Here is an 11,101-nt window from a genome sequence, read left to right on the forward strand (position 1 = left end):
CGTGGGCCGCAAGCCGTCGCGCATCGTGCAGGCGGGTCTGGTGCAGTGCCCGGAGGGGCGCAAGCTGTTCCCCGAGATGTCGGTCAGGAAGAACCTGCTGCTGGGCGCCTACGTGCACCGCGGCGACCCGAAGACGTCGCAGCACATCCTGGAGCGCGTGTTCGAGATGTTCCCGGTGCTGCGGATGAAGAAGGACGATCCGGCGGGGTCGTTGAGCGGCGGGCAGCAGCAGATGGTGGCGATCGGGCGGGCTCTGATGGGCCGCCCGCGGGTGCTGCTGCTGGACGAGCCGTCGCTGGGGCTGGCGCCGCTGATCGTGAAGCAGGTCCTGGAGGCGGTGAAGGCGATCAACGAGGCGGGCACGACGGTGCTGCTGGCCGAGCAGAACGCCTACGCGGCGCTGCAGATCGCGCACCGCGCCTACGTCATCGAGAGCGGGAAGATCGTCATGGAGGGCGACCGCGACACGCTCCTGGGCGACGAACGCATCCGGAAAGCATACATCGGCGCGTAAGCGCCTGATCGAACAAGAGATTCAATACGGGAGACGACAAGATGGCTTTGTGGAAGACGCTGGCGCGCCTGACGGGTGCCGCGGCCGTGGTGGCCCTTGCGGCCGGCATGGCGACCAACACCGCGGCGGCGCAGGACAGCGTGACGATCGGCTACACCGGCCCGCTGAGCGGCGGTGCGGCGCTGTACGGAAAGAACACGCTGAGCGGCCTGGAGATGGCCGCAAAGGAACTCAATGAGGCGGGCGGCATCGAGGTCGGCGGCAAGAAGGTGACCATCACCATCGCCGCGCTCGACGACAAGTACTCGCCCAGCGAGTCCGCGGTGAACGCCAAGCGGCTGAAGGCGCAGAACAACGCGCCGATGATCTTCGTCCCGCATTCGGGCGGCGCCTTCGCGCTGCAGGCGTTCAACGAGCAGGACAACTTCATCCTGGGCGCCTACACCAGCGTGCCCTCCATCACCGAGCGCGGCAACAAGATGACGCTGCGCATCCCGCCGTCGTTCCTGGGCTACGTCGAGCCGTTCCTGCGCACGGAGATGGAGCGCTTCGGCAAGAAGCTGGCGGTCGCCAACGCCGACCACGACTACGCCAAGGCGTGGAGCCAAGCCTTCGTGCCGGCGTGGAAGAAGGCCGGCGGCGAGGTCGTGGCCGAGAACCCGATGTCCTACAACAAGGACACCGACTTCTACAGCGGCGTCAGCAAGGTGCTGGCCTCGAACCCGAATGTGATGTTCGTGGGCGGTGCCTCGGAGCCGACGGCGCTGGTGGTGCGCACGGCGCGCGAGCTGGGCTTCCAGGGCGGCTTCGCCATCATGGACCAGGCCAAGATGGACGAGATGGCGCGCGTGCTGGACGGCTTCGACCTGCTGGAAGGCTCCATCGGCGTCATGCCGCTGGTGCACGACAAGCGGCCGGGCGCGGAGGCGTTCGTCGCCAAGTACCGCAAGCTGTACAACAAGGATCCGGGCTCGGAGATCTCCTACCACTACTCGGCGCTGCACGCGGTGGCGGAGGCGATGAAGCTGGCGGGCACGACGACCGACCCGAAGGCGATCTACGCCAAGCTGAGCGAGGCCTATGCCAAGCTGCCGCCGGAGCGCAACCCGTCGCGCATCGGCGGCGTGGACGAGAAGGGCGGTTCGAACGCCAAGATCGTCGTCGGCTTCGTCGAGAAGGGCAAGATCATCCCGATCGAGGCGAACCCGGGGCAGTGATGGGGAAGCCGTGGTGGGGGTATTGCCCCCACCCGGCCTTCGCTTTGCTCAGGGATGGAAACGGGCGCGGCGCTTTTCGAGGAAGGCGGCGATGCCCTCCCCGGCGTCGGCGTGGAAGAGGTTGGTGACGAAGGACGCGCGTTCACGGTCGAGCTGGGCGTCCAGCGCCTCGCCGTAGGCGGCGTCGAGCAGGCGCTTGATGGAGGTGACGGCATCCGTGGGGCCGTCGGCCAGCTTTTGGGCACGGGCGACGGCGGCGTCGAGCACGGTGCCGGGGTCGCACAGCGCGTTGACGACGCCGGTCTGGTGCAGGCGTTCGGCGTCGATGACGCCGCCCTCCATGGCGATCTCGGCGGCCAGCTGGCGCGGCAGCGTCTGCGCCAGGAAGGCGGTGGCGCCGCCGTCCGGGCTGAGCCCGACCTTGACGTAGGCCAGCACGAAGCGCGCGCCCCGCGCCGCCAGGATGAGGTCGCAGGCCAAGGCCACCGAGAAGCCGGCGCCGGCCGCGACACCCTCCACCGCCGCGATCACCGGCTTCGGACAGGCGCGGATCAGGCGGATCCAGTCGTGCAGCAGGCCGATGCCGTGCCCGGCCTGTTCGCGCGGGCCGTCGCGGAGGCTCGCCAGACGGTTGAGGTTGCCGCCGCTGCAGAAGGCGTCGCCGGCCCCGGTCAGCACGATGGCGCCGATCTCCGGATCCGTGGCGGCGCGGCGCAAGGCATCCGTGCCCTTCTCGTACACCGCGGGGCCGAGCGTGTTGCGCGTCGCCGGGTCGCTGATGGTGAGGACGAGGACCCGCCCCCGCCGCTCCTCAAGCAGGTCCGTCACCCGATCCTCCCTTTGTGGTTATGCAGAATGACGTTTCGTATTATGGAATAAGGCATTTCGGGGGTGCTGTAAATTCGGTCGGCCCAAAGTTCGGTCGGGCCGGAGGCGCCGGGATCGGCGGCGTGTGGGATCACGAAGCAACAAAGCGGACATAAGCACACGAAGAGGCGCCGGCCCGGCCGCAGGCGGGATGCCACGCGAAGGCGTTCTTTGTGTTCTTGGTTTCCTTCGTTGCTTTGTGATGAACCGCAGTCCAGCAAAGCGGGGCTTGGCGGCGGAAAAAAGCGGAGCCGCAGGCATGCTCCAACCGCAATACCGCTGTGCGGAAATTAGTTTCATTCGGTTTGACACCCGCGCCCCCGCATGCAACGATCCGGGCGCGGCCCATGGGAGGGACACACGATGACGGGCACGGAACAGGCCGCGGACGCGGCATCCCTGCTGGATTTCGACTTCGTCGGCTTCAACAGGCTGCTGGGCTTCCGGCTCGCCGAATGGGCGCCGGACCACGCGGTGCTGGAGGTGGAGATCCGGCCGGAGCTGCTCAACCGCTCCGGCATCCTGCACGGCGGCGTGGTGGCGTCGATGATCGACGCGGTCGGCGGCTTCTGCGGCTCCTACACCGGCGTCGCCGGGACGCACCGCCGGGTGCTCACCCTGTCGCTGACCACCAGCTACATCGGGCAGGCCGTGCAGGGCACCGTGCGCGCCACCGCCAAGCGGCGGCCGGGCGGGCGCAAGATCTACGTCGCCACGGTCGAGGTGACCAACGCCGAGGGCGAGATCATCGCCGTGGGCGAGGGCACCTACCGCTACCGCGACTGAAGAAACGAGAAGGGAAGAAACATGATCGATCTGCGCGACAAGGTGGCGGTCGTCACCGGCTCCAGCCGCGGCATCGGCCGCGCCATCGCCGAATCCTACGCCAGGACCGGCGCCTCCGTCGTGGTGTCCAGCCGCAAGGCCGACAGCTGCGAGCCGGTGGCCGAGGCGCTGCGCAAGGACGGGCACGACGCCATGGCGGTGCCCTGCCACATCGCCCACAAGGACCAGCTGCAGACCCTGGTCGACCGCACCATGGAGCGGTACGGCCGCATCGACGTGCTGGTCTGCAACGCCGCCATCAACCCCGTCTACGGCCCGATGCAGGACCTGAGCGACGAGGCGTACGACAAGATCATGACCGCCAACGTGAAGAGCACGTTCTGGCTGTGCAACATGGTCATCCCGCAGATGGCGCAGCGCGGCGGCGGGTCGGTCATCCTGCTGTCCAGCATCGCCGGACTGCGCGGCACCACCACCATCGGCTGCTACGGCATGTCGAAGGCGGCGGAATCGGCGCTGGCCCGCAATCTGGCGCTGGACTGGGGCCCGTCCAACGTGCGCGTCAACGCCATCGCACCGGGGCTGATCGGCACCGACTTCGCCAAGGCGCTGATCGAGGATCCGGCGCGCCGCGCGCGGGTGGAGGAGCGCACGCCGCTGCGCCGCATCGGCCGGCCGGAGGAGATTGCCGGCGTGGCGCTGTTCCTGGCGTCGGAGCTGTCGAGCTTCGTGACCGGACAGGTGATCGTCGCCGACGGCGGCGACACGGTGGCGTAAGGGGAGCGGTCCAACCATGTCGGCACCGGCCCTGATCGACGTGCTGCCCGCCCACCGCTTCGACGAGGAGCGGCTGGGCGCCTACCTCGCCGGACGGGTGCCGGGCCTGGAACGTGGGGGGATCGCCATCCGCCAGTTCCAGGGCGGCCAGTCGAACCCGACCTTCCGCCTGGACACCGGCGCCGGCAGCTTCGTGCTGCGCAAGAAGCCGCCGGGGCCGCTGTTGCCGTCGGCCCATCAGGTGGAGCGGGAGTACCGGGTGATCGCGGCGCTGCATGGCTCCGGCGTGCCGGTGCCGCGGCCGATCCTGCTGTGCGAGGACGCGGACGTCATCGGCACCGCGTTCTACGTGATGGAGTTCGTCGACGGCCGCGTGTTCGAGCGGCCGGACCTGCCGGACCTGGACCCGGCGGAGCGTGGCGCCATCTACGACGCCATGAACGAAACGCTGGCGGCGCTGCACCAAGTGGACTGGAAGGCGGCCGGGCTGGAGGGCTTCGGCAAGCCGGAGAACTATCTGGCGCGGCAGGTCGACCGCTGGGCCCGGCAGTACCGCGCCTCCATCGTCGGCGAGGCCGACCCGGTGATGGAGGAGCTGATCGCGTGGCTGGGCGCCAACATGCCCGCCGAGAGCCGGACCACCATCGCGCACGGCGACTTCCGCCTGGGCAACCTGCTGTTCGCGCAGGGCGCGCCGCGCGTGGCGGCGGTGCTGGACTGGGAGCTGTCGACGCTGGGCGACCCGCTGGGCGACCTCGCCTACTGCTGCCTGCCCTACCATCTGCCGGCCGGGCTGCCGGGGGTGAAGGGGCTGGTGGGCGCCAACCTCACGGCGCTGGGCATCCCGAGCGAGGAGGAGTTCGTGGCCGCCTATTGCCGGCGCACGGGGCGCGCGGGCATCGCCGGCTGGACCTTCTACCTGACCTTCGCGCTGTTCCGGCTTGCCGCCATCGTGCAGGGCGTGTACGCACGCGCGGTCCAGGGCAACGCCAGTTCCGCCAACGCGCTGGAGGTCGGCAAGCGGGCGACGCTGCTGGCCCGCACCGCGCACGGGCTGGCGATGGGGTAGAACGGCTTTCGGATCGCTTCAAAGCCCCTCCCCCCGTGCTCTCGCCGGATCTTTGATCCGGCTGCCGCGACAGGCGGATCCTTTGGATCCGCTGAGAGCGGGGGGAGGGGTTGGGGAGAGGGGGACTTACGCCCGGCAGGGCGGAGAACGAGTTCCTGGCCGCTTCGCGGCGCCACCCTCTCCCCAACCCCTCTCCCGTCGAGGGAGAGGGGCTTCAAAGAGCGTCGGCGTCGCACTATCCCCGCCCGTCCCGCCACAACGGGGAAACCCATGCAGGATCTCGCGTTTCCCTTCGGCGAAACGCCGCCCGACGAGGGCGGCGTGCGCGTTGCCGAGGGGGTCTACTGGCTGCCGTTCCCGCTGCCCTTCCCGCCTGGACACATCAACCTGTGGGCGCTGGAGGACGGCGACGGCTGGGCGCTGGTCGACGCCGGCTTCTCCACCGGCGCCAACCGGGCGCGGTGGGAGCGGCACTTCGCCGGCACGCTGGGCGGGCGAGCGGTCACGCGCATCCTGCTGACGCACCAGCACCCCGACCACGTCGGGCTGGCGGCGTGGCTGGCCCAGCGGTTCGGCGCCCCGGTGTTCATGACCGCCGGGGAGTGGGAACTGCTCCGGACGCTGCACGGCCTGCCGGACGACGAGACGACGGCGGTGTTCACGGCGCTGCACCGCCGCCACGGGCTGGACGCCGAGCGCACGCAGGCCTTCGCCGGTGCCGGCAACGGCTACCGCCGCGCCATCCCGGCGCTGCCGGAGGCGGTGCAGACGATATCCGACGGCGAGGCGATCCGCATCGGCGGGCGCGACTGGACGGTGCTGGTGGGCGGCGGGCACACGCCGGACCATGCCGGCCTGCACTGCGCCGAGGCCGGCCTGTACATCGCCGGCGATCAGGTTCTGCCGCGCATCTCCAGCAACATCGGCGTCTGGCCGGTGGCGCCGGAAGCGGACCCGCTGAGCGACTACCTGCGCTCCCTGGACGATCACCGGCGGCTGCCGGCCGACACGCTGGTCCTGCCGTCGCACGGGGCGCCGTTCCGCGGGCTGCACCTGCGCCTCGACGCCTTGCAGGCGCACTACGCGCGGCGGCTGTCGATCGTGGAGGAGGAATGCGCCGCCGGCCCGCGGACGGCGGCCGACCTGCTGCCGCTGCTGTTCCGCCAGCCGCTGGATGCGCAGAGCGTGATGTTCGCCATGGCCGAGGCCATCGGCTATGTCCACCACCTCGCCGGGCGGGGACGGCTGGAGATGGTGGAGATCGGCGACGGGCGGGTTGCGTTCAGGCGTTGAGCGCCGTCACGACGCCCCGCCCACCGCGTGGGTGCGGCGCGTCTGGCGGTGCATCAGCCAGAGCGGCAGCAGCGTCGCCGCGAAGGACGCCGCCAGGGCGTAGAAGGCGATGTGGTAGCCCTCGGCCTGGGCGGCGCGGCGCGCCGCCTCCCCCATCCCGGCGAAGTCCGGGCCGTGGGCGCCGCTGCCCACGCTCAGCACCACCGAGATCAGGCCGACGCCGATGGCGCCGCCAAGCTGGCGGCCGAAGTTGATGGCGCCGGAGCCCTGCGGCACCATCCGCAAATCCAGCAGGCGCAGCGTCCCGGCGCTGACCGGCGGCATCATCAAGCCGATGCCGATGCGCCCGACGACGATGCCGACGGTGAACCACAGCAGGCCGCCCGCCTCGTCGACCCGCGCCAGCATCACGCAGGACCCGAGGAACAGCAGGATGCCGATCAGCGCCACCACGGTCGCCGGCATCCGGTCCGTCAGCCGCCCGGCCAGCGGGAAGGTGAAGGCCATCGCCAGCCCGGCCGGCAGCAGGATGAGGCCGGCGGCACTCGGCTCCAGGTGCTTGACCTGCTGGAGGTAGAGCGGGATCAGGTAGGTGGAGGCGTAGAGCCCGACGCCGATCATCGCCGACAAGAGGAACCCGCTGGCGAACCCGCCCGAGCGGAAGGCGCGCAGGTTGAGCAGCGGCGACGGGCAGAACCACTCCCACGCCACGAAGGCGACGGCGCCGGCCAGGCCGATCAGCAGCCCGCCGGCGACGGCCGGCTGGTCCCAGCCGACGCGCGGCCCGCTGGCCATCGCCCACAGCGACACCGCCAGCGTGCCGGACAGCAGCGCCAGCCCGGCAAGGTCGAGCGGCGGCGGGCTGGCCGCCTTCCCGCTGCGCAGGAACATCAGCGCCATCGGCACGGCGGCCACGCAGGTCGGCAGCACCACCAGGAACACCGCCCGCCAGGACACCAGATCCACCAGCAGCCCGCCGATCATGGGGGCGATCGCCGGCCCCAGCACCACCCCCAGGCCGTAGAGGCCGAAGCCCCGGCCGCGCTCCTGCGGGGCGAACACCTCGAACACCACGATCATGCCGAGCGGCTGGATGACGCCCGCCGCCGCACCCTGCGCCACGCGCGCCAGGATGAGCAGGCCGATGGACGGCGCCAGGGCACCCAGGAGAGAGGCGGAGCAGAAGACGAGGATGGCGCCGACGTAGGTGGCGCGCATGCCGAACCGCTCCACGCACCACGCGTTCAGCAACATGCCCGCCGTCATGGCGGCGAGGAAGCCGGTGACCAGCCACTGCGCCGTCTGCTGGCCGACCGCGAAGGCGGCCATGATGTCCGGCAGCGCCACGTTGAGGATGGTCGCTTCCACCACCATGGAGAAGGTGCCGATCATCGCCGTGGCGGTGGCCAGCCACTTGTAGCGCGCACCGTGGCGGCGGCTCAGCTCGTCATGCGAGGACACGGGCGTGCTTCCCTCTTCCCAGGATCAGACGGCGTCGAGGTGCGTGCGGATGTGGCGCAGCACGCGATCGAAGGTTTCCAGGTCGTCCGCGGCCACGTCCGACAGCACCTCGGTGCGCAGGCTGGCGGCGACGGATTCGATGCGGACCAGCATGTCCCGCGACTTGGCCGACAGGTGGATCAGGCGGTTGCGGCGGTCGCGCGGGCAGACGCGCCGCTCCACCCAGCCATCCGCCTCCAGCCGGTCGAGCAGGCGGACCAGCGTCGGCCCCTCGATCCCCATCAGGTCGGCGAGGTGCTTCTGCGTGACGCCGTCGCCGGCGCGGTTGACCAGCACCAGCGTGCGCCACTTCGCCTGGCTGAGGCCCAGCGGGCGCAGCCGCTGGTCGAGCTTGAGACGCCACGCCCGCGCCGTGTCCTGCAGTAGGACGGCGACGGCGCTGAAGCGCTGCTGGTGGGAATCGGCGGTGTCGGCGGCGGTCATGGGAGTCACGGGCAGGCTGGCGAATTCAGTAGTAAGCTAGTGATTAGCCGGCTAGCGGTCAAGCGGCGTTTGTTCGCGGGTGCGGTAGCGTGTTGATCAGGCAACGAAAAAGCCCCTTCCCGGAGTGCGGGAAGGGGCTTTTGGGGAGCGCGGGAAACGTTGGGTCAGTCGCGTTCGCGGATGAACTCGCGGACCTTCGGCATGACCTGCTCGCGCCAGCGGCGGCCGTTGAAGATGCCGTAGTGGCCGGCACCCTCCTGCAGGTGGTTGCGGTGCATGGATTCCGGCAGGCCAGAGCACAGGCGGTGCGCCGCCACCGTCTGGGCGGGGGCGGAGATGTCGTCCAGCTCGCCCTCCACGGTCATCAGCGCGGTCTTGCGGATGGCCGACGGCTCCACCTTGCGGCCGCGCGACACCAGCTCGCCCTTGGCCAGCAGCTGGCGCTGGAAGACCTTGTCGATGGTCTGCAGGTAGAATTCCGCCGTCAGGTCCATGACCGACAGGTACTCGTCGTAGAAGCGCTCGTGCGCCGCCGCCGATTCGCCGTCGCCGCGCACGAGGTCGCGGAACAGCGCCAGATGGGCGTTGATGTGGCGGTCCAGGTTCATCGACATGAAGCCGGTGAGCTGCACGAAGCCCGGATAGACGCGGCGCATGGCGCCCGGATAGTAGACCGGCACGCGCGAGATCACCGAGCGCTCGAACCACGACAGCGAGCGCGACATGGCCAGTTCCACCGGCGCGGTGGGGTTGGCCGACGGGTCGATCGGCCCGCCCATCAGAACCATGGAGCGCGGCTGCATCGGGTCGTCCGCCGCCGCCATCAGCGACACCGCGGCCAGCGTCGGCACGGTGGGCTGGCACACCGCCATCACGTGAGTGTTCGGCCCCAGGTGGTGCAGGAACCCGATGACGTAGTCGATGTAGTCATCGAAATCGAAGGAGCCGGCCGTCATCGGCACCAGCCGCGCGTCGATCCAGTCGGTGATGTACACGTCGTGGTCGTGCAGCATCGCCTCCACCGTGCCGCGCAGCAGCGTGGCGTGGTGGCCGGACATCGGCGCCACGATCAGCACGCGCGGCTGGGCGACGTCGGTGCCCTTCTGGAAATGCAGCAGGTTGCAGAACGGCTTGTGCAGGACGACGCGTTCGCTGACGGCCACCCTCTCGCCGTTCACGGTCGTCTCGTGCAGGCCGAATTCCGGCTTGGGGAAGCGGCGCGTCGCGCGCTCCACCAGCGCCGCCCCCGCCAGCGCCAGGCGGGCGGCCGGCGCGTGGGTGCCGGGCAGGTAGGGGTGGTGCAACGTGCGTCGCGTCAGCTCCGCCATCCAACCGAACGGACGCAGCATCGTGTGGTGTAGGTCGTACAGCTGATAGGCCACCATAAAGCGCTTACCCCTTCGGTAGTACCCCGGCATATACGAAAGATCATGCCGCTTGCTAAGCAGTGCGTCAACGCAGCAAAATCGAATTCCAGGCACCGGAACGGTTTCGAGCCGTTCCCGGTTCCTGACGCGTGCGGCGCACACCCATCCGGTGCACCGCAGCAACCCGGCCGGCCGATCCATAGGCCGACAGCAGCGCCCGGTTGCGGAATTTTATTCCGACATGCTACCGTTTGCTTAATCAACAATTGGGCAAGGGTGGAGACGACCGGATCATGGACAACCGCCTGATCGACACAAGGGACCTCGACTTCCTTCTCTTCGAACTTCTGGACATCGATGCGCTGTTCACGCGTCCACGCTTTGCCGACCATTCGCGCGAGACGCTGTCGGCGGTGCTGAAGACCGCGCAGGCCATCGCCCGCGACCACTTCGCCCCACACAACCACACGGCCGACGAGAACGAGCCGCGACTCGAGCAGGGGCGCGTCGTGCTGGTGCCGGAGGTGGCGGCGGCACTGACGCGCTTCATCGACGCCGGGTTCATGGCGGCGACGGCGGACTACGACTGGGGCGGCATGCAGCTGCCCTTCATCGCGCACACGGCGGCCAGCGCGCTGTTCTCCGCCGCCAACATCGGCACCACCGGCTACCCGTTCCTCACCATCGCGGCGGCCAACGTGCTGCGCGCCTTCGGCACGGCCGAGCAGAAGGAGCGCTACATGCGCCCGCTGCTGGACGGGCGCTGGTTCGGCACCATGGCGCTGACCGAACCGCAGGCGGGATCGTCGCTGTCCGACCTGCGCACCACGGCGGTGCCGGCCGGCGACGGCACCTACCGCATCACCGGCAACAAGATCTTCATCTCGGCCGGCGACCACGAGCTGTCGGAGAACATCGTCCATCTCGTGCTGGCCCGCATCCAGGGCGCGCCGGCCGGCGTGAAGGGCATCTCGCTGTTCATCGTGCCGAAGTTCCTCGTCGATCCGGACGGCACGTTGGGCGCCCGGAACGACGTCGCCCTGGCCGGGCTCATTCACAAGATGGGGTATCGCGGCACCACCTCGACCATGCTGAACTTCGGCGAGAACGGGGGCGCGGTGGGCACCCTGATCGGCGAGCCGCACAAGGGCCTGTCGTACATGTTCCACATGATGAACGAGGCCCGCATCGGCGTCGGCAACGGCGCCGCCGCGCTGGCCTGCGCCGCCTACCGGCACGCCCGCGCCTACGCCATGGAGCGCCCGCA

At 69.8% G+C, this 11,101-nt stretch carries 11 protein-coding genes; 7 read left to right on the forward strand and 4 right to left on the reverse strand.

Annotation, left to right across the window (positions count from 1 at the left end; genetic code table 11):
- Together VED21_RS14825 and VED21_RS14830 are read left to right on the forward strand one after the other, a co-directional pair.
- Positions 1 to 514: ABC transporter ATP-binding protein (locus tag VED21_RS14825; protein ID WP_324883251.1), on the forward strand; the 514-nt coding region annotated here is incomplete at its 5' end.
- Between the two features lie 41 nt (positions 515 to 555).
- Positions 556 to 1,731, forward strand: a complete 1,176-nt coding sequence (locus VED21_RS14830; protein ID WP_324883253.1) for an ABC transporter substrate-binding protein — start codon at positions 556 to 558, stop codon at positions 1,729 to 1,731.
- A 48-nt stretch (positions 1,732 to 1,779) separates the two neighbouring features.
- Here VED21_RS14830 and VED21_RS14835 read toward each other — a convergent pair whose 3' ends face one another.
- Entirely contained in the window at positions 1,780 to 2,559 is a 780-nt protein-coding gene (locus VED21_RS14835; RefSeq protein ID WP_324883255.1) for an oxepin-CoA hydrolase, alternative type, read from the reverse strand.
- A gap of 402 nt (positions 2,560 to 2,961) precedes the next feature.
- Here VED21_RS14835 and VED21_RS14840 point away from each other — a divergent pair, with 402 nt between their 5' ends.
- From VED21_RS14840 to VED21_RS14855, 4 genes are all read left to right on the forward strand, one after another.
- Positions 2,962 to 3,384 carry a PaaI family thioesterase gene (locus tag VED21_RS14840; RefSeq protein WP_324883257.1) on the forward strand — a complete coding sequence of 141 codons (423 nt, stop codon included), beginning with the start codon at positions 2,962 to 2,964 and terminating at the stop codon, positions 3,382 to 3,384.
- Positions 3,385 to 3,405: 21 nt separating this feature from the next.
- Complete coding sequence (locus VED21_RS14845) at positions 3,406 to 4,161, forward strand: SDR family oxidoreductase (RefSeq protein ID WP_324883259.1); 756 nt, start codon at positions 3,406 to 3,408, stop codon at positions 4,159 to 4,161.
- A gap of 16 nt (positions 4,162 to 4,177) precedes the next feature.
- A complete protein-coding gene (locus tag VED21_RS14850; RefSeq protein WP_324883260.1) occupies positions 4,178 to 5,230 on the forward strand; it encodes a phosphotransferase in 1,053 nt (350 codons plus the stop codon).
- Positions 5,231 to 5,500: 270 nt separating this feature from the next.
- Entirely contained in the window at positions 5,501 to 6,523 is a 1,023-nt protein-coding gene (locus tag VED21_RS14855; protein ID WP_324883262.1) for an MBL fold metallo-hydrolase, read from the forward strand.
- Between the two features lie 6 nt (positions 6,524 to 6,529).
- Here the strand turns inward: VED21_RS14855 and VED21_RS14860 are convergent, their stop codons facing one another.
- The 3 genes from VED21_RS14860 to VED21_RS14870 form a co-directional block, all read right to left on the reverse strand.
- A complete protein-coding gene (locus VED21_RS14860; protein WP_324883265.1) occupies positions 6,530 to 7,984 on the reverse strand; it encodes a DHA2 family efflux MFS transporter permease subunit in 1,455 nt (484 codons plus the stop codon).
- A 24-nt stretch (positions 7,985 to 8,008) separates the two neighbouring features.
- Positions 8,009 to 8,467: a MarR family winged helix-turn-helix transcriptional regulator gene (locus VED21_RS14865; RefSeq protein WP_324883267.1), complete on the reverse strand. Its 459-nt coding sequence runs from the start codon at positions 8,465 to 8,467 to the stop codon at positions 8,009 to 8,011.
- Between the two features lie 164 nt (positions 8,468 to 8,631).
- A complete protein-coding gene (locus VED21_RS14870) occupies positions 8,632 to 9,849 on the reverse strand; it encodes a polyhydroxyalkanoate depolymerase (RefSeq protein ID WP_324883271.1) in 1,218 nt (405 codons plus the stop codon).
- Between the two features lie 278 nt (positions 9,850 to 10,127).
- On the opposite strand from VED21_RS14870, the gene VED21_RS14875 reads away from it, so the two are divergent.
- A partial coding sequence (locus VED21_RS14875; protein ID WP_324883269.1) for an acyl-CoA dehydrogenase family protein occupies positions 10,128 to 11,101 on the forward strand: 974 nt, incomplete at its 3' end.

It is taken from the genome of Azospirillum sp., assembly GCF_035627195.1.
GTDB lineage: Bacteria > Pseudomonadota > Alphaproteobacteria > Azospirillales > Azospirillaceae > Azospirillum.

Bases quoted from the DNA above. Each gene is read 5' to 3' on its own strand.
- VED21_RS14830 (WP_324883253.1), top strand. From the start codon at position 556: ATGGCTTTGTGGAAGACGCTGGCGCGCCTGACGGGTGCCGCGGCCGTG.
- VED21_RS14840 (WP_324883257.1), top strand. From the start codon at position 2,962: ATGACGGGCACGGAACAGGCCGCGGACGCGGCATCCCTGCTGGATTTC.
- VED21_RS14845 (WP_324883259.1), top strand. From the start codon at position 3,406: ATGATCGATCTGCGCGACAAGGTGGCGGTCGTCACCGGCTCCAGCCGC.
- VED21_RS14850 (WP_324883260.1), top strand. From the start codon at position 4,178: ATGTCGGCACCGGCCCTGATCGACGTGCTGCCCGCCCACCGCTTCGAC.
- VED21_RS14855 (WP_324883262.1), top strand. From the start codon at position 5,501: ATGCAGGATCTCGCGTTTCCCTTCGGCGAAACGCCGCCCGACGAGGGC.
- VED21_RS14865 (WP_324883267.1), bottom strand. From the start codon at position 8,467: ATGACCGCCGCCGACACCGCCGATTCCCACCAGCAGCGCTTCAGCGCC.